This is a genomic window from uncultured Roseovarius sp., assembly GCF_963972555.1.
Taxonomy (GTDB): Bacteria; Pseudomonadota; Alphaproteobacteria; order Rhodobacterales; family Rhodobacteraceae; genus Roseovarius; species Roseovarius mucosus.
The window spans coordinates 43,810-61,989 of record NZ_CAXAUM010000020.1 but is presented as its reverse complement, the minus strand read 5'-3'; the positions used below and the strand labels follow the sequence as shown (position 1 = coordinate 61,989).

Below are 18,180 nucleotides of genomic sequence, written 5' to 3'. Positions count from 1 at the left end.
CGATCGTGCCGATGTTCACATGCGGCTTGTTACGTGCAAACTTTTCCTTTGCCATATCTCAGGACGCCTTGTCAGTTGGGGGGCCAGGGTGGCCCGAGTTTCATCGCGCGCGGTTTATTGGGTTATCACGGGGAAATCAAGCGGGTCTTGGCTTGGGCCCTTGGCCGTCGGGGTCCGTTCCGAGACCGCCCCTCAACGACCGAAAAGAGCCAAGCTGATCTTCTCGGCGAAGCTTGAGGAAACCTGCGCCATTTCGGTCTCCTGTCCTTTGACAAACACGACACCGGCGAGACCGCCGAAACGGCGTTCACCAGTCGCGGAAAGCGCCGTCTCGGCCAAGAGCGGCGTATCCGTGCCTTGCCGTGTCACACTCAGCGTCCCTCTCGATCCACTCGTGGTCGAGCCAAGCAACGCATAAACTCCTCCCGCGAGATAGAGCATCTCGAGGTCGAGATCGACAGTAACCGGCAACGCGCCCTCAGTATCGACGGCCTCAAGACGCGCCGCGATGACCTTCTCTGCGATTTCCTCGGCACGGTCCACATCGAGGCTGAACGCAGAACCAAACGTTTTCTTCGCGCGGGATGCATCCACCTTGACGGCGACGACATCAAGTGCTTCGCCTGCCTTCGTCAACTGCTGTTGAGGTGCGGTGCAGGCGGACAGCAGAGCGAGCGCGCCCGCCATGATCGTGATAGCATTGAATTTCATGGAAAAAAAACCTTACAACTTTTCGCCACGCCTTAGCAAAGCCACTTGATGCCCGCAAGGCGCATTCAGGCGCGCGCGCGCCCGCTTATTCTTCGGGCGGCGGGACGACCTCCGGTTCCTCGATCACTTCGGCCGCGGCGTTGGCCAGATCGGCGGCGTTCGGGGTTTCCGTCTGGGTCGGTACGGGCGAATCCCCGGATTCAGTGGCCGCAACGGTGGGCGCCTCGGCCTTTGGGGTCTCACCCTGAGGTGCTGCTTCCTCCCGCGCCTCGGGGCGCTCCTTGTCATTCGCGGGCAAGCCATCGTCTTCGAACCAGCCAAACTCGTTATTCTGCTGCACCAGCCAGTTCTGAATCTGCTTGGCGGCATTGCGGCTTAGGTTCAGCATCTGGGTTTCCTTACTCTGGGTCAGGCCCGAGCCAAGGAAGGTATTGCCGGAAAAGCTCTCGACCACTGTCACCAGATGCGGCTTGGTGTTGAGCTTGCCGCCCTTGGCATCATCCCAAGCGGTGACATTCAGGATCAGCGCCGATTTCGGCGACGCAACCAGCGGAACGCCCGGAATGGCCAGCACATAACCTTCGACACTCACCCCAATATGATAGAGTTTGGTGCCCTCGTAGCGCCCGAACCGATCCGTCATCGCCTCGGTCATCGCGGCGATCCATTCCTCCTTGGACGCCTCGCGCGATGCGGGGCCCTTGGTCAGGTTCGGGGCCACCACAACATTATGCCCCAGATGGAAATTGCCCAGATAGGCCGGAGCCTCATCAAGGTCATTGGGATTTGTGCAGGCGGCCATCAGGACAAGCCCGAAGAGCGCGAGAAAACGGATCATCAGGAATTCCCCAAGTGTGACAGTTCGGGCTGGGATAGCCCAGACAAGGCGCCTGCGCAATCATTTGCCCCCGCACCACCCGTGCCCTATCTAAGGGGCACTTGCCTAGAGGTGCCCAATGCCCCCGATGCCCCAACAGACACTCGACCGCCCGCCCGTGCATGTGCCCTTGGTGACAGAGCCCATGGGCGTGCTGGCCAGCCTCAAGGCGGCGCGGCGCAATATCCTGTCGATCATCCCCGAGATTGCAACGCGGCAACCCATGGTCTCGGGTCGCACCGGCAAGCGTTGGCACATGGTGATGGATCCCGGCGCAATCCGGCGGATGCTCTTGGAGGAACTCGATAACTACCCAAAATCCATTGTCACCAAGAACCTTCTACGCCCCGCCATCGGCGAGTCGCTCTTTATCGCCGAGGGCGCGCATTGGCGGTGGCAGCGACGCACAGCGGCGCCGGTCTTTTCGCATCGCAACGTGATGAATCTTGCGCCGATCATGAGCGCCGCCGCAGAACGGAGCGCGGCACGTGTGGCGGCAGCAGGCCCGCGTGCGGTGGATATGGCCGCCGAGATGGTGCGCACCACCTTTGATGTGATCGCAGATGTGACCTTTTCCGGCGACGGCATGTTCGACGTGAACGCCGTACATCGCGGCATCGACGCCTATATTGCCGAGGCGGGCAAGATCTCGCTCTTTGACATTCTCGGGTTTCCGGACTGGGTGCCGCGTCCGGGGCGGGTGATGTCGGGCAGCACCGTGGCCGAGATGAAACGCGTGGCCGACGAGGCTGTGGAGGCCCGGCGCAAGCGCGGGTCCGAGGGCGTGCCAGATCTTCTCGATCTCTTGCTCGAGGGCGAGGACCCGGAGACGAAACGCCAGATGAGCACGCCCGAGTTGCGGGATAACCTGCTGACCTTCATCGTCGCGGGGCACGAAACGACGGCGCTGACACTGGGCTGGTCGCTCTATCTCTGCGCCTATGACCAGGCCGTGCAGGACCGCGCCCGCGCCGAGGCGCAATCCGTGCTTGGCGGGCGCGCCGCCACCGGCGCGGATGTTGCCCGCCTGCCCTATATCCGCCAGATCATCGACGAGGCCCTGCGCCTCTATCCGCCTGCGGGCATCATATCGCGCACCGCGCAGGTGGCCGATACGCTCTGTGGGCGCGAGATAAGGCCCCGTGATACCGTGATTATTCCGATATACGCGCTTCACCGAAACCACCTGTTGTGGCCAGAGCCAAACCGGTTCGATCCGGACCGCTTTGCCGACCGCAAGACGATAGAGCGCTACGCCTATCTGCCTTTTGGCGACGGGCCGCGCATCTGCATCGGGGCCAGTTTCGCGCTGCAGGAAGCGGTGATCATCCTTGCCACCCTGCTTTCCCGGTTCCGGTTCACCCCGGTGCCGGGGCGTGACCCCGACCCGGTGATGATCCTGACGCTGCGACCTCAGGGTGGGGTGTGGCTGATGGCCGAGCCGATGTGATCGGCGCGCCTCAGGCCGGCATCCGCTCTTCCACGATTCCTGCCCACCAGCTGCAGCCAGCCGGGATCGCCTCGTCATTGAAGTTGTAATCGGGGCTGTGGACCATCGCTGTGTCGCCATTGCCCACGAGGATATAGGCACCGGGGCGCTCTTCGAGCATGAAGGCGAAATCTTCGCCGCCCATGATCAAGGGCGCCTCATCGCACCCACCACTGACCTTGGCCGCCACTGACGCAGCAAACTCGGTCTGTTCGTCGTGGTTGATCATCACCGGATAGCCCCGGTAATAGCTGACCGCGGCGCGACCACCGAAACCTGCTGTCACATGCTCGCAGAGGGCACGAATGCGGGTCTCGGCCAGGTCACGCATTTGCGGACTCATGGTACGAACTGTCCCGCGCAAATGTACGCCCTGAGGGATCACGTTGAACGCGGTCGAAGAGGTTTGAAACGACGTGACCGACACCACCACCTGATCCACCGGATCGGCATTGCGGCTGGCAATCGTCTGCAGCATCGTGACCAGATGCGCGGCCATGACGGTCGTGTCCACGGTCTCGTGCGGTTTGGCGGCGTGCCCGCCCTTGCCGGTGAGGGCAATGTCGAACTGGTCGGTCGCGGCGAAGAAGGCACCGGGGCGGATGGCAAAGCTGCCGACGGGACGGCCCGGCCAGTTGTGCATGCCGTAGACCTCTTGAATGCCGAACCGGTCCATCATGCCATCCTCGCACATCTCGCGCCCGCCTGCCCCGCCCTCTTCAGCAGGTTGAAAGATCACGACGGCAGTGCCATCGAAATTGCGGGTCTCGGCCAGATACTGCGCCGCGCCGAGCAGCATGGCGGTATGCCCGTCATGGCCGCAGGCATGCATCGCGCCGGGGGTCTTGCTGGCATAATCGACGCCCGTCGCCTCATGGATGGGCAGTGCGTCCATATCGGCGCGCAGGCCGATCACACGCCCCGAGGACGTGCTGCGCCCCTTGATCACCCCCACGACGCCGGTGCGGCCAATGCCTGTCACCACCTCGTCACATCCGAACGCCTTGAGCTTCTCCGCGACAAGCGCACTGGTGCGATGGGTCTCATAGAGGATTTCGGGATGAGCATGGATGTCGCGCCGCCATTCTGTTATGTCAGAGTGCAATTCGGCAAAGCGGTTCTTGACGGGCATCGGTCAGCCTCCTGTTCGCAAATTCGGGGTTTGCCCTACCGTGGCGCAATCCCGGTGCGACCACAAGGGGCGCTGCCCCGCTGGCGCATTTGCCGTATACAACTGCGCGTGACTGAGCTATGCGTCGCGGCTTGACGCGCAAGCCGCACCCCTTTTTCGGAACCGACCTCCCTCATGATCCTGCCTGCCCTCTCCAATGCCCTTGCCGCGCGCGGCTATGAAACACTGACACCTGTTCAAGAGGCGGTGACGGACCCCGCGCTGTCTGGCTCTGACTTGTTGGTCTCGGCCCAGACCGGATCGGGCAAGACCGTGGGCTTTGGGCTTGCGATTGCGCCCACACTGCTGGGCGGCGAAGACCGCCTGCCGCCTGCCGCAGCACCGCTTGCGCTGATCGTGGCACCGACGCGGGAACTGGCGTTGCAGGTGATGCGTGAACTGAGCTGGCTTTACGCAGAGGCCGGTGCGCGGCTCGTCACCTGTGTGGGTGGCATGGACGCCCGCGACGAGCGCCGCGCGCTGGAACGCGGCGCGCATATCGTGGTGGGCACGCCCGGACGTCTGTGTGACCACATCAACCGCGGCGCGCTCGACATGACCAGCCTGCGCGCCATCGTGCTCGACGAAGCCGACGAAATGCTCGATCTCGGCTTTCGTGAAGACCTCGAATTCATGCTGGCCGCAGCCCCCGAAGATCGCCGCACACTGATGTTTTCCGCCACCGTGCCGCCGATGATCGCCAAGCTGGCGGAAAAGTTCCAACGCGATGCGCATCGCGTGACCACCCTGACCGGGGCCAAGCAGCATGCCGATATCGCCTATCAGGCGCTGACCGTCTCGCCACAGGATGCCGAAGGAGCGGTGATCAACCTCTTGCGCTATCACGATGCGCAGAATGCCATCGTTTTCGCCAATACGCGCGCCATGGTGGCCCGGCTGACGGCGCGCCTCTCCAATCGCGGCTTTGCCGTGGTCTCGCTCTCGGGGGAACTCAGCCAGTCCGAGCGCACCCATGCCCTGCAAGCGATGCGCGACGGGCGCGCGCGGGTCTGCGTGGCCACCGATGTGGCGGCGCGCGGCATCGACCTGCCCAATCTCGATCTGGTGGTTCATGCCGAATTGCCCACCAATTCCGAAGGCCTCTTGCACCGCTCGGGCCGCACGGGACGCGCCGGGCGCAAGGGTATCTCTGCCCTGATCGTGCCGGTCAAGTCGGTCAACAAGGCCGAGCGCCTGCTCAAATTCGCGAAGATCACCGCCGAATGGACCACGCCGCCCACGCCCGAGGATATCGAAGCAAAGGATCGGGAGCGGCTCTTGTCCGATCCGGTCTGGTCCGAAACCCCGTCCGAGACCGAAGGCGCCTTTGCCGCCGAACTGCTGGCGCTGCACAGCCCCGAGGTGATCGCCGCCGCCTATCTGCGGCTTTATAAATCGCGCTGGTCCGCGCCCGAGGAACTGAGCGCGCCCGGCACACCCGCCCCGGCACGCGAACGCTCGGCCTTTGGACCAAGCCGCTGGTTCGCACTGTCAGTTGGCAACAATGACCGGGCCGAGGCGCGCTGGTTGCTGCCGCTCTTGTGCCGGGCCGGCAATCTCGACAAATCCGCGATTGGTGCCATTCGCGTGCAGGCGTCTGAGACCTTTGTCGAACTGGCCGAAGCCGCCGTTCCGGGGTTCATGTCAGCCCTTGGCGACGGCGGGCAATTGGATGAGGGCATCAGCGCCCGCGCCTTGGACAAAGCCCCCGAGTTTGCCCCTGCCCCGCGCGCGGACCGCCCCGAACGATCCCCCCGCGCCCCGCGTGAGGATCGTCCGGCCCGTGCGCCACGTGAGCAAAAGACATCCCGCGAGCATCATGCCCCTCGCGACAACGCCCCGCGCCCTGCCCCCAAGCCGCGTCCGAAACCGGCAGGCGCACCGCCCGCCGCGATGGCCCGCGCGGTCGAGGATGGCACTGTCACCCCCTACCGCAAGCCGCGCGCAGAGGCTGGCGATGCGCCGCGACCCGCGAAAAAACCGTGGTCGGGTGACAAACCCGCCGGAAAGCCCGCAAGCAAGCCCTTTGGCAAAACTGCAGGGGATCGCAAACCTGGAAAACCCTATGGCAAGGCCGAGGGCAAACCCACCCCCAAGTCCTTTGGGAAACCGGGGGCGAAATCGTCGGACAAACCCTTTGACAAGCTGCGTGCCCGCCCGGCACCGCGCGATGCGGAACCCGCCGCGCCAAGACCAAATCTGGCAGCCGACACCTCCAAGCGCTTTGTGCCGCCCGGAGCGGCGAAAAAGCCCGGCAAGCCGGGCGCGGGGAAAGGCGCGGCCGGGAAACCCGGCGCAGGAAAACCCAAGGGCAAGGGTGCTCCGCCCAAGACCCGCGCCGGTTTCGGCGGCACCACCCCGCCCAAGCGCGGCAAGCCATAAGCGCATCCAACTGTTTGAAAAGCATCAGGCCGGGATTTTCCCGGCCTGCGCGTTTGCGTGATCGTGACGGTTAGTGCGCATCCTCGGGCAAGAGGCCCTCGGGGATGTTCTGATAGCACACGGGACGCAGGAAACGGCGGATCGACAGGGTGCCGACCGAGGTTGCACCGAAATTGGTTGAGGCCGGATACGGCCCGCCATGGACCATGGAATCGCAGACCTCGACCCCGGTCGGGAAACCGTTGGCCAGCACACGACCGGCCTTGCGTTCCAGCACCGGCAAGAGGCGGCGGGCCATGTCGGTATCGGCGGCATCCATATGCAAGGTGGCGGTCAACTGACCCGTGAAGCTCTGCGCGACGGCGAGCATTTCCTCGGTATTCTCGGCCACGACGATCAGGCCGAGCGGGCCGAACACCTCTTCGCTGAGGGCATGATTGGCGAGCCAGTCCCGAGCCGCGACCCGGTAGAGAAAGGGCTTGGCCTGACGCTGGTCACACATCGCGGTCAAGAGGTCTTGCACGCCCGATTGCGCGCCCATCTCAGCCGCGCCCGTCGCATAGGCCGCAGCGATTCCGGTTGTCAGCATCACCTGCGCCCCGCTCTCGCTGAGGGCTGCGCGGGTCGCCTCGGCAAAGGCGTCGGCCTCTGGTCCCTTGATCACCACCGCGATGCCAGGATTGGTGCAGAACTGGCCTGCGCCCATGGTCAGCGACCCGGCCCAGCCCGTCGCGATGGAGGCACCGCGCGCGGCCATTGCCTCTGGCAAGAGGAACATCGGGTTGACGCTGCCCAATTCGCCGAAGAAGGGGATCGGATCGGGCCGTGCCGCGCAAAGATCAAAGAGCGCCCGCCCCCCCGCCAGCGAGCCGGTAAAGCCCACGGCGCGGATCAGCGGATGCTGAACCAAGGCGTGCCCCACCGCGCGATTGCCCCCCTGCACGAGGCTGAATACCCCCGCAGGCATTGCGCAAGCGGCAATCGCGGCATGGATTGCCTCGGCCACCAGCTCGGACGTGCCGGGATGCGCGCCGTGGCCCTTGACCACCACCGGGCAGCCCGCCGCAAGCGCCGCCGCCGTGTCGCCACCCGCCGTGGAGAAGGCGAGCGGGAAATTCGACGCGCCAAAGACCGCAACCGGCCCGATGGGCCGCTGCATCATCCGCAGATCGGGGCGCGGCAGGGGTTTGCGATCCGGCAGCGCCGCATCATGGCGGCGGTCGAGGTAATCGCCCTTAAGAATATGGTCGGCAAAGAGGCGCAATTGCCCGGTGGTGCGCCCGCGTTCGCCCTCCAGCCGCGCGGCAGGCAGGCCGGTTTCCTGCGTACCGATTTCTGAGATCTCTGCGCCGCGCGCCTCGATCTCATCGGCGATGGTGTTCAGGAACTGCGCCCGCTCGGCGCGGGATTTGGCCCCATAGACCCAGAACGCCTCTTCTGCGGCGCGGCAGGCCTGATCCACAAGCTCTGGCGTGCCCACGGAAAATGCCCGCGCCGCGCCCTCTACCGGATCGGACAGGAATGTCTCCGGTGTGCCGATCCATGCGCCTGCGATGAGATGCTTGCCATGCGGTGCGAAACTCATGGGAAATCCTTTCAGTCCATAGGAATGACCGAACGCGATCTGGCGCTCGATGCGGGATTTTCACGGCTTAACGATTTTTTTCCCGACATGCCAGTATTTTTCTTTTAGGAAAATTATTGCAAAAAAGAACCAAAGGCCTCATGCTGAGCGAAGAATCAACAGAGAGGGCTCCACCAATGAAAAAAACGGCACTTTTTGCCGCCCTGCTGGGTATGACCAGCATCGCCGGCACTGCTCAGGCGGACAAGCTTGACGACATCATTTCTTCTGGCACCTTGCGCTGCGCGGTCGTGCTCGACTTCCCACCCATGGGGATGCGCGATGCCAACAACGTGCCCATCGGCTTTGACGTCGATTACTGCAACGATCTGGCTGCAGCCCTCGGCGTCGAGGCCGAGATCGTCGAAACCCCCTTCCCCGAGCGTATTCCGGCGCTGATGTCGGGCCGTGTCGATGTGGGCGTGGCCTCGACCTCGGACACGCTGGAGCGGGCCAAGACGGTCGGCTTCTCGATCCCCTATTTCGCCTTTGAAATGGCCGTGACCGCCAATAGCGGCACCGGTATCACCTCTTACGAGGGGATGAAGGGCCACACCGTGGGCGCGGTTGCAGGCACCTATGAGGCGATCGCGCTCGAGGCGCAGGTCAAGGAATGGGGCGAGGGCGAATTCCGCCCCTACCAGACGCAGGCCGATGTGTTCCTGGCACTGAGCCAGGGTCAGCTTGACGCCACCGTCTCGACCTCGACCGTGGCGCAGGCCAATGTGCAGTCGGGCAACTACAAGGACATCTCCGTGGTGGGCTTTGCCCCGTTCGACACCGACTATGTGGCGCTTTTTGCCAAGCGGGACGAATATGGCTTTCTCAACTATCTCAATCTCTTCGTGAACCAGCAGGTGCGCACCGGCCGGTATGACGAGCTGTATGAGAAGTGGGTTGGCGGCGAAGTGCCGAAACTGGTGGTGCCGAACACCTATCGCTGATAGCCTGCGCAAGGATTGGCGGCGCGGATACCCCGCGCCGCCAATTGCTATTTCACCAAGGGGCAGGGTGAACTGATGTTCGACTATACTTTCCAATGGAAACAGGCGTTCAACCGCTTGCCGCAGATGCTCGATGGGGCGCTGGTCACGATGGAGATCGCGGTCCTGTCTATGGCTCTCGGCATCGCGCTGGCGATCCTGCTCACCGTCTTTCGGTTGTCGGGATCACGCCCGCTGATGGCCTTTGCGACCACTTGGGTCGAAATCGCGCGCAATACCCCTGCCCTGTTTCAAATCTACATGGCGCATTTCGGCGTGGCCAGTTTCGGCATCCATTTCAGCCCTTTCGTGTCGATCCTGATCGGCATTACCTTTAACAACGCGGGCTATCTGACCGAGAATTTTCGCGGCGCGCTCAAGGCCATTCCGGATACACAGACGCGGGCGGGCCGGTCGCTGGGCCTGACGCAACTGCAGTCCTTTCGCTATATCATCGCGCCACAGATGCTGCGGATCTCGTTCCTGCCGATGACCAACCAGATGGTCTGGGCGATCCTCATGACCTCGCTGGGCGTGACCGTGGGTATGAACAGCGATCTTTACGGGGTGACGCAGGATCTCAATGCGCTGACCTTCCGCACCTTCGAGCTTTTCGCTCTGGCCGCCGTGATCTTTTACCTGATCACGAAAACCATCACCCTCGGCGGCCGCCTGATTGCGGCGCGGCTGTTCCGGTATTGAGAGGGCACGCGCATGTTTGACACCGCCCTCACCGCCAATGACCTCGTGTTTCTCGCCAAGGGTGCCGGGATCACGATCCTTGTCACCGCGATTTCTGTGATCATCGGCACCCTCTTGGGCATCCTCTTTGGGGTGATCCGGGTGCAGCTTGGTCCGATCTGGTCTGCGCCGCTGACCTTTGTGCTGGATATCTTCCGCTCGGTGCCGCTGCTGATCCAGCTTGTTCTGGGCAATGCCTTTGTGGGCATGGTGCTGCAACTCCAGATTTCCGGCTTTACCGTCGCCTGCATCGTACTGTCGCTCTACACCTCGGCCTATTGCGCCGAGATCGTGCGCGGCGGCATTGATGCGGTTCCGGAAATCACCCGCCGTGCGGCGCGGTCCCTTGGCCTCACATGGGGGCAGGACATGCGCTATATCGTCCTGCCGCTGGCAACGCGCGTGGCGCTGCCGTCGTGGATCGGTCTGGCGCTTGGGGTGATGAAGGACTCGGCCCTCGTGTATGTGGTGCAGGTTACGGAACTGTTGAAGTCCACTCAAATCCTCATCACGCGCCTGCAAGAGCCGCTGTTCCTGCTGCTGATCTGCGGTGCGTTCTATTTTGTCATCAGCTTCCCGCTTGCCCGTTTCGGCGGCTATCTCGAAAAAAGGTGGTCCAATGATTGAGATCCAGAATGTCCGCAAATCCTTTGGCGATCTGGAGGTTCTCAAGGGGATCGACCTGACGGTGCAGCGCGGCGAAGTCGTGACCGTCATCGGCGGCTCAGGGTCGGGCAAATCGACCCTTCTGACCTGCATCAACGGGCTGGAGCCGATTGATTCCGGGCGGATCACCATCGACGGCACCGAGGTGCATGCCAAATCCACCAATCTGAACAAGCTGCGGCGCAAGGTGGGCATCGTGTTTCAGCAATGGAACGCCTTTCCGCATCTGACAGTGCTGGAGAATGTCACCCTCGCCCCGCGCAAGGTGCTGGGCATGGCCAAGGCAGAGGCCGAGGCGATTGCCGAAAAGCAATTGCGCCATGTGGGCCTGGGTGACAAGCTGACGACCTATCCCTCGCGCCTGTCGGGCGGGCAGCAGCAGCGCATGGCGATTGCGCGCGCGCTGGCGATGTCGCCTGATTACATGCTCTTTGACGAGGTGACATCGGCGCTTGATCCGCAGCTTGTGGGCGAGGTTCTGGAAACCCTCAAGATGCTGGCCGAAGAAGGCATGACCATGATCTGCGTCACGCATGAAATGGGGTTTGCCCGCGATGTATCGAACCGGGTGGCGTTCTTTCACCAGGGGATCATGGCCGAGATTGGTGCGCCGGATCAGCTCTTTAACGATCCGCAGCATCCGGAGACGCAAAAGTTCCTCGCCAACGTGCGCTGAGCGGGCTGGCGACGGCGCAGCGATCGACACCGCACACGTCCCGGGCTGGACCCGGGACCTTGCCAAGGCAGGATGGAGGCCCCGGTTCGGGGGCCGGGGCGATGAGAAGGCAAGCAGACGCCCCCTGCTCTAGAAGCGGCGTGCGTCGAACGGAGTGAGCGCAATCGCCGGATCGCGGCGGGCGGCAAGGGCCGCCACCAATTCCGCCGTGCCCGCCGATTGCGTCAGCCCCAGATGCCCATGCCCAAAGGCATAGATCACCCGGTCGGCGCGCGGCGCGCGTGAAATGATCGGCAGGCTGTCGGGCAGCGACGGGCGAAAGCCCATCCATTGCGTGCCACCCTGCGGGTCAAACCCCGGCAGGAAATCGCACGCCTTGCGCAAGAGCGTTTCGGCGCGCTTGTAATTGGGCGCGCGGCGCAAGCCTCCCAGTTCCACCGCCCCGCCCACGCGCAGCCCGTCGCCGATTTTCGACACGACAAAGCCGTGATCGGCAAAGGTCACATGGGTGCGCAGATCGAAGCTGGCTGTGGGAAAGGTGGTGTTATAACCGCGCTCGGTTTCGAGCGGGATCGTGTCGCCCAAGCTGCGCGCGAGATGGTGCGACCAGGCCCCCGCCGCCAAGACGACCTGATCGGCGCGGATTCTGCCGGTGGCGGTCTCGACCTCGACGCCCTCGCCCACCTGCCGCAGCGCGCGGACATCGGCGATGTCGATCTGCCCGCCTGCGGCCACAAACTGTTGTGCCAGATGTTCGGTCCAGCGCGCCGGATCGACGGTGTTCATCCAGTCGGGTGTATAGCCCGCATGGGTGAAGCGCGGGCTGAGACCGGGCTGAATCTCGGCCAGGGCACCGGGGCTTTGCAAGAGGTCGAAGCGCACGCCATGCTGGCGGCGCAGGTCCCATGCCGGAAGGCTGGCGCGATAGGCGGCCTCGCCCTCGTAGACCTGCAACTGCCCCTCGCGGCGCATCAGCGGCTCGCCTGACACATCCGCGATCAACCGCTCCAGAGCGGCGCGGGACTGGTGCATCAGGCTGGCCTGTGCCGCCACCGCCGCCGCGTAGCGATCCCGCCAGCTTGCCCGCCAGAAGCGCAGCATCCACGGCAGGAGCGGCAGCGCATAGGCCGGCGGGATGGACAGGGGCCCCAGCGGATCGAGCAACCATTTCGGCGCCTTGCGCAGAATGCCGGGCGTCGCCAGCGGTTCGATGTCGGTATAGGCAAAGGCCCCGGCATTGCCGCGCGATGTCTCGGCGGCGACGCCCTTGCGGTCGAGGATGCGCACGGCATGGCCATCGCGTTGCAGCGCAAGCGCAGTTGTGACGCCGATGATACCGGCACCGATGACAAGGATTTCAGAGCGCGCCATGGGGCACCTTTGCCGTAAGGGTCAAAGACGGATGCCGTTGCGGAACGGATCGTTGGGATCGAAGAGGAGCGTGCTGTCGGCCATGACATAGGCGCGCCCGGTGATCGAGGGGATCACGCCACCGTCCGGACCGGGAGCATAGGACAGCCGGTAGGTGCTACCGATCACGCTTTCCTGCACAATCTCTTGCCCCGCGTCCAGCCGCCCCTCGGCCGCGAGACAAGCCAGACGCGCCGAACAGCCGGTGCCACAGGGCGAGCGATCATAGGCATTGTCAGGGCAGAGGACGAAATTGCGGCTATGGGCCTGCGGATCGTCGGAGGGGCCGTAGAAAATCACGTGATCCACGTCGATCCCCTGCGCCTGCACCGCCTCTCGCACCGCGATGGTGGCATCGGTCAGCGCCCGGATATTGCCGGAATGGACGGGAACGGGGCTGGGATCGACAAGGAAAAAGAGATTGCCGCCATAGGCCACATCGCCAGAGACCGTGCCGATACCCTCAATCTCGACCGTGACGCCGGTATGGGTGCGGCGGCTCTCGATATTTGTGACGGTGACGGTATTGGCGTCGATGAGATCGACGGTGACAATGCCCACGGGTGTCTCAATCCGATGCGTGCCCGGTTTGATCCGGCCCATATGCGCCAGCGTCACGACAAGACCGATGGTGCCATGACCACACATGCCCAGGACCGCCTCGGCATCGAAATAGATCACGCCGGTGACACAGGTCGAATCGGTGGGCGGCACCAGAAGGGCGCAGACCATCGCCACCTGGCCCCGCGGCTCGAGGCTGACCGATTGATAGAACTCGCGATGCTCTGAGGCGAGGAGCCGCGCACGCTCGGACAGGGGACCAGACCCAAGGTTCGGCCCCCCGTCGAGGATCACGCGCGTCGGCTCGCCGCCGGTGTGGCTGTCGATCACATGCATTCAGCGATCACCCCGCCCTGTTTCACCCAAGTGGCGAACCATGTGTTGAACTGGTGGAACTGCGCCTCGCAGAAGCGCGCCTGAGAGGGCGAAAGCGCATCGGTTTCATTGATGTTGAGGCGGTATTCCTCTTCGCCCTTCAGCACCATCATATGTTTGAAATAGAGCACGAGATCGACGCCCTCGTCGAACTTGGCGATGACATGCAGCGCATCCGCCAGTTCGCGCGCGCGCTGATCGGCCTCGGGGCAGCCCGTCGCCGCGCGACGCGACAGGGCCACCTGCAAGAGCGCCTCTTTGGGGAAGATGGTGCCGATGCCGGTAATGGCCCCCACCGCCCCGCATTTGACAAAGCCGTGATAGACCTCGGTATCGACGCCCACCATCAGGAGCACGTCATCATCCTGGTGGGTGATGTGTTCGGCGGCGTAGCTGAGATCATTCTTGCCACCGAATTCCTTGAACCCGATGAGGTTCTTGTGCTCGGCGCGCAGGGCGAAGAAGAGATCGGCCTTGGTGGCGTAGCCGTAATAGGGGCTGTTGTAGATGATGGCGGGCACATCCGGGGCGGCATCCAGAATGGCCTTGAAATGGTTGCGCTGCGCGGCCACCGACAGCCCCCGCGACAGAACGCGCGGGATGACCATGAGGCCCGCGGCACCCACCTCTTGCGCGTGGGCGGCATGGGCCACGGCGGATTTGGTGTTGATGGCACCGGTGCCCACGACCACGGGCACGCCCGCCGCCGTCAGGCGCGCGACCCCCTCCATGCGCTCGGCATCCGTCAAGAGCGGCCAGTCGCCGCAAGAGCCGCAATAGACCACGCCCGACATACCCGCCGCGATCATTTCTTGCCCCTTGCGCACCAGCGCGTCGAAATCGGGTTTGCGATCCGGGGTGCAGGGGGTCAGCAGGGCGGGGATGGTGCCGTGAAAGACGTCTTTCTTCATGGGGGAACTCCTTTGGGTGCGTGTCGTTTGATTGCGGCGGTTAGTGGCCGGCAGGGGCCAGAGCCGCGGCGATCCACGGCGGCGGGTTGATGGGGGCCGTGCCAGTTTGCGCGGTTTGCGCGCATTGCGCCAGAGAGCCGAAGCGCACGGCGCGGTTGCTCAGACCCGGCGCGTAATGCGCGTATTTGCCGGAATTGGTCATCAGGACCTCTGCCGAGGGCGGAAAGACCGGCTCGGAGATCGAGCACCAGCAGATGTCGGGCACGATGGTCACGCCAGCGGCCTCGAGCCGCGCCTTGACGCCATTGGCGGTGATGGTGGTCAGGGTGCCGCGCCCGAGCGTAATGATCGTGGTAACATCCGGGTGGACATGATGGCCCTCCATCAGATCGGCAAAGACGGCACTTTCGGCGGCGGAAAAATGCGGGCTGCCGAGGGCGACCAGATCCACCTTGTCGGCGCCCTGATTGAACCCCTGCCAAGCCTGCGCGAAATCCTGCACCGTGATGCGGGCGTGATCGGCCTCGGGCGCGGGGGGCATATCCGCCTCGGGCGTGATCCCTTTGATATGCATCATCGGTGAGGCAGAGGTGGTGCCATAGGCCGCGCAAAGCGCCTTGAGATCATCGTCGGAAGGATGCAGCCCCTCGAGCCCACGCAAGAGCGGGATACGATCCGGGGCCACCTGCCCCACGATCCAGCCCAGCATCGGCCAAAAGGCATCGTCAATGCCCTCGGGCACGTCGATGTCGATGATCCGGCGGGCAGCGCGGTTCTGGTCCAGATAGACGCCCGCACGTGCGGCGCGCCCTGTGAGCGCGATGCAGAGGTCCATGAAATCGGCATGTTTCACGGTGCGCGCGCCCAGAACCGTGTTGGCGTAGATCACGGCATTGCTTTCGGCCCAGGCGATATCCTCGCCCGCGACCGGCTTGTCCTCGAGCAGATAGGGCGCACAGGTGAAGCTGGGGCGCGCGCCCATTTCGACATAGGCATCGGCCAATTGGCTGGCAGGCAGGCCGAATGCCTCGGACACGCCTTGCGCACGCCAATTGGCGTGATCGACGGAAATGGCGTTCATCGTGGTGGGCACCCGCACGCGCCCGCCCTTGTCCGCCATGGCGCGGGCAAAGGTCAGAAAGGCGGGGCTGGCATAAATGCAGCCGTCGATATGCACACGGCTGACATCGGTCAGGCTGGGCGCGCCTTGGGCGGCGGCCAGCGTCGTGATGATCTCCATCGCCAATTGCGCCGCCGCGCCATGATCCCCGGCCAGAAAGGCACGGTCCACGTCCGAAAGCGTCAGACCCTCGGAGGCAACGGAGGTCAGCGGCAACGCCAGATCGCCCGCGCGCAGATGCGTGGCGGTGATTGTGGCGTGGGAGTGCTGCGCCAGGCGGTCATAATCGGTACCACAGAGACGCAGAACGGCGATGGGCCGATCAAACAGCCGCGTGGCCACGAGGGCACCCAATGTCAGGATGTCCTCGCCCTCGCGGAAAATCAGCGCCTTGGGCGCAGTGCCGGCAAAGGCCAGACCCAAGAGCACGCCACTCCCGGTGCAAGAGCCGCGACTCGTCGGCATCATCACGACATGACCGGCCAGAGATTGCCCCTGCTGCGGGTGATGCGCGTCGATGATCCGCCCGCTGAGGGGATCGACACCGCCCCAGACACTCAACCCCTCGTCGCAGAGCAGGATCGGCCCCTCAACCTCGGCGGCGACAATCAGGTCCGGCATGAGATCACCCTTTTTTGAAGTCTGTTCTGACGCGGTTCGGCAGGGATTTCGGAAAACTCCGATATTCGGTCTCCCCTTGCGCACCGTCGATTGCTACTGTTGTGCCCAACGTAAAAATATGCTTAAACAATCACGGTTGGTAAGAAAAGAAAAATTATGGCCGAAACGGAAAAAACCTCAACCGAGAACGCAGCAGATGATTGGGACGTCGAGCGCCACCAATTGCGCGCCGATCTGGGTGCCCGCATGAAGGCGGTCCGACAGGCCTGCGGCTATACGCTCGAAGTGGCAGCACAACGCACGGGCCTTGCCCTGTCGACGATCCACAAGATCGAGAACGGGCGTGTCTCGCCCAGCTATGAGAACCTGATCAAGATCGCCCGCGCCTATGACATCGGCATGGAGCGGCTCTTTTCCGCCGACCACGACGCCACGCAAACCACCCGCATGACCGTGACGCGCGCAGGTCAAGGGCGCAAGGTGCGCGCCAAGAACTTCGAATATGAGGTGCTGTGCAACGCGCTGGCCGAGAAAAAGATCATCCCACTGGTCACGCTGGTCGAAAAACGCGCGCCGCTCACGCGCGATGAGCTGGAATCGCATGACGGCGAAGAAACGCTCTATGTGCTGTCGGGGCGGGTCGAACTGACGGTGGAGCATTACGAGCCGGTGATCATGGAGCCCGGCGATTGCGCCTATTTCGACAGCACGATCAAACACGGGTTGCGCGCGCTCGATGACACCGAGACCAAGGTGTTCTGGGCCTGCACCTATACCGATGTCGACAAATAAGACCTCTTGATCCTGAAGGAGCCGCCCGCATGGCTGAGCCGAACGTGATTTCCGTTGATGACCTCCTGGCGCGGGTGACGTCGATTTTCGAGAACGCAGGCGTGCGCCCCGAGAGTGCCGCAGCGGTGGCGCGGGTGATCGTCGCGGGCGAGCGGGATCATTGCAAATCGCATGGCATCTACCGGATCGAAGGCTGCTTGCGGGTGATCGCGGCGGGAAAGGTGGTGCCGGATGCGGTGCCGATGCTGCATGATACGGGCCTCGCGGTGATCGAGGTGGATGCGAACGGCGGCTTTTCCAACCCGGCCTTTGACGCGGCGGTGGACGCGCTGGCAGCCCGCGCGCGCGACTCGGGGCTGGCCGCCCTCGTGATCCGCGATTGCCTGCATTTCTCGGCGCTCTGGCATGATGTCGAGGCCTTGGCGGCACGGGGCCTTGCGTCCCTGTCGATGTGCCCCAGCTATTCGTCCGTCGCCCCCACGGGCGGCAAGGAGCCGCTTTTGGGCACAAACCCGATTGCCTTTGGCTGGCCGCGCCCCGGCCCTCATCCCTATGTGTTCGATTTCGCGACCAGCGTCGCCGCGCGTGGCGAGATCGAGTTGCACCGCCGCGCTGGCACCCCCATCCCCGAAGGCTGGGCCATGGACCACGACGGCCATCCGACCACCGATCCAGAAGCGGCGCTCGCGGGTGCGATGCTGCCCTTTGGCGGGCACAAGGGATCTGCAATTTCGACCATGGTCGAATTGCTGGCTGGTGCCATGCTGGGCGAATTCATGAGCAAGGAAGCGCTGGAGTTTTCCGGCGGCACTGCCCTGCTCCCACGGCATGGGGCGTTGGTTCTGGCCCTTGATCCGGTCCGCTTTGCCGCGCGCAGCGGGCGTGATCCCATTGCCGAGGGCGAGCGGCTGTTGACCGCCATCAGCGGCCAAGGCGCGCGCCTGCCCTCAGAGCGTCGCTTTGCGGCGCGCGAGGCGTCCTTGCGAGAGGGCATCGCGCTCAGCGATGCGGAACTGGCGCAATTGGCACGGTTCGAGGCCGAGGGACTTGCAGCGGTCGAGAGTTGAGTG

Annotated in this window: 16 protein-coding genes; 8 read left to right on the top strand and 8 right to left on the bottom strand. The window is 63.8% G+C overall.

From position 1 onward, the window contains the following. Nucleotides 1-192: 192 nt before the first annotated feature. Together AACZ65_RS15955 and AACZ65_RS15950 are read right to left on the bottom strand one after the other, a co-directional pair. The gene (locus tag AACZ65_RS15955; protein WP_339672491.1) at nucleotides 193-711 is read right to left on the bottom strand and encodes a hypothetical protein; all 519 of its coding nucleotides are present in this window, start codon (nucleotides 709-711) and stop codon (nucleotides 193-195) included. Between the two features lie 85 nt (nucleotides 712-796). Next, entirely contained in the window at nucleotides 797-1,549 is a 753-nt protein-coding gene (locus AACZ65_RS15950) for a hypothetical protein (RefSeq protein WP_339672489.1), read from the bottom strand. A 127-nt stretch (nucleotides 1,550-1,676) separates the two neighbouring features. Between AACZ65_RS15950 and AACZ65_RS15945 the strand changes: the two genes are divergently transcribed. Further along, complete coding sequence (locus tag AACZ65_RS15945; RefSeq protein ID WP_339672487.1) at nucleotides 1,677-3,038, top strand: cytochrome P450; 1,362 nt, start codon at nucleotides 1,677-1,679, stop codon at nucleotides 3,036-3,038. A 10-nt stretch (nucleotides 3,039-3,048) separates the two neighbouring features. Here AACZ65_RS15945 and AACZ65_RS15940 read toward each other — a convergent pair whose 3' ends face one another. Next, a complete protein-coding gene (locus tag AACZ65_RS15940; protein ID WP_339672485.1) occupies nucleotides 3,049-4,209 on the bottom strand; it encodes a M20 aminoacylase family protein in 1,161 nt (386 codons plus the stop codon). A 174-nt stretch (nucleotides 4,210-4,383) separates the two neighbouring features. Here AACZ65_RS15940 and AACZ65_RS15935 point away from each other — a divergent pair, with 174 nt between their 5' ends. Beyond that, a complete protein-coding gene (locus AACZ65_RS15935) occupies nucleotides 4,384-6,630 on the top strand; it encodes a DEAD/DEAH box helicase (protein ID WP_339672483.1) in 2,247 nt (748 codons plus the stop codon). Between the two features lie 70 nt (nucleotides 6,631-6,700). On the opposite strand, the gene AACZ65_RS15930 is transcribed toward AACZ65_RS15935, so the two are convergent. After that, on the bottom strand, nucleotides 6,701-8,215 hold the full coding sequence (locus AACZ65_RS15930) for an aldehyde dehydrogenase (NADP(+)) (RefSeq protein WP_339672481.1): 1,515 nt from the start codon (nucleotides 8,213-8,215) through the stop codon (nucleotides 6,701-6,703). Nucleotides 8,216-8,391: 176 nt separating this feature from the next. Between AACZ65_RS15930 and AACZ65_RS15925 the strand changes: the two genes are divergently transcribed. The 4 genes from AACZ65_RS15925 (at nucleotide 8,392) to AACZ65_RS15910 (ending at nucleotide 11,320) form a co-directional block, all read left to right on the top strand. Further along, on the top strand, nucleotides 8,392-9,198 hold the full coding sequence (locus AACZ65_RS15925; protein WP_297543094.1) for a transporter substrate-binding domain-containing protein: 807 nt from the start codon (nucleotides 8,392-8,394) through the stop codon (nucleotides 9,196-9,198). Nucleotides 9,199-9,273: 75 nt separating this feature from the next. Then, nucleotides 9,274-9,939: an amino acid ABC transporter permease gene (locus tag AACZ65_RS15920; RefSeq protein WP_339672478.1), complete on the top strand. Its 666-nt coding sequence runs from the start codon at nucleotides 9,274-9,276 to the stop codon at nucleotides 9,937-9,939. 12 nt (nucleotides 9,940-9,951) lie between these two features. Further along, nucleotides 9,952-10,605 (top strand): amino acid ABC transporter permease, encoded by a 654-nt coding sequence (locus AACZ65_RS15915; protein WP_297543098.1) that lies wholly within the window; start codon nucleotides 9,952-9,954, stop codon nucleotides 10,603-10,605. Continuing rightward, nucleotides 10,598-11,320 (top strand): amino acid ABC transporter ATP-binding protein, encoded by a 723-nt coding sequence (locus AACZ65_RS15910; protein ID WP_339672475.1) that lies wholly within the window; start codon nucleotides 10,598-10,600, stop codon nucleotides 11,318-11,320. Before AACZ65_RS15915 ends, AACZ65_RS15910 begins: the two co-directional genes overlap by 8 nt. A 129-nt stretch (nucleotides 11,321-11,449) precedes the next feature. Here the strand turns inward: AACZ65_RS15910 and AACZ65_RS15905 are convergent, their stop codons facing one another. The 4 genes from AACZ65_RS15905 to AACZ65_RS15890 are packed head-to-tail and all read right to left on the bottom strand — an operon-like array spanning nucleotide 11,450 to nucleotide 16,318. After that, complete coding sequence (locus AACZ65_RS15905; protein WP_339672473.1) at nucleotides 11,450-12,691, bottom strand: FAD-dependent oxidoreductase; 1,242 nt, start codon at nucleotides 12,689-12,691, stop codon at nucleotides 11,450-11,452. Nucleotides 12,692-12,712: 21 nt separating this feature from the next. After that, nucleotides 12,713-13,627 carry a proline racemase family protein gene (locus tag AACZ65_RS15900; protein WP_339672471.1) on the bottom strand — a complete coding sequence of 305 codons (915 nt, stop codon included), beginning with the start codon at nucleotides 13,625-13,627 and terminating at the stop codon, nucleotides 12,713-12,715. Next, on the bottom strand, nucleotides 13,618-14,577 hold the full coding sequence (locus tag AACZ65_RS15895; protein ID WP_339672469.1) for a dihydrodipicolinate synthase family protein: 960 nt from the start codon (nucleotides 14,575-14,577) through the stop codon (nucleotides 13,618-13,620). Before AACZ65_RS15895 ends, AACZ65_RS15900 begins: the two co-directional genes overlap by 10 nt. A 40-nt stretch (nucleotides 14,578-14,617) precedes the next feature. Continuing rightward, on the bottom strand, nucleotides 14,618-16,318 hold the full coding sequence (locus AACZ65_RS15890; protein WP_339672467.1) for an aconitase family protein: 1,701 nt from the start codon (nucleotides 16,316-16,318) through the stop codon (nucleotides 14,618-14,620). Between the two features lie 156 nt (nucleotides 16,319-16,474). Between AACZ65_RS15890 and AACZ65_RS15885 the strand changes: the two genes are divergently transcribed. Continuing rightward, entirely contained in the window at nucleotides 16,475-17,110 is a 636-nt protein-coding gene (locus tag AACZ65_RS15885; RefSeq protein ID WP_297543110.1) for an XRE family transcriptional regulator, read from the top strand. Between the two features lie 29 nt (nucleotides 17,111-17,139). Further along, nucleotides 17,140-18,177 carry an Ldh family oxidoreductase gene (locus AACZ65_RS15880; RefSeq protein ID WP_339672465.1) on the top strand — a complete coding sequence of 346 codons (1,038 nt, stop codon included), beginning with the start codon at nucleotides 17,140-17,142 and terminating at the stop codon, nucleotides 18,175-18,177. The last annotated feature ends 3 nt before the right edge of the window (nucleotides 18,178-18,180 follow it).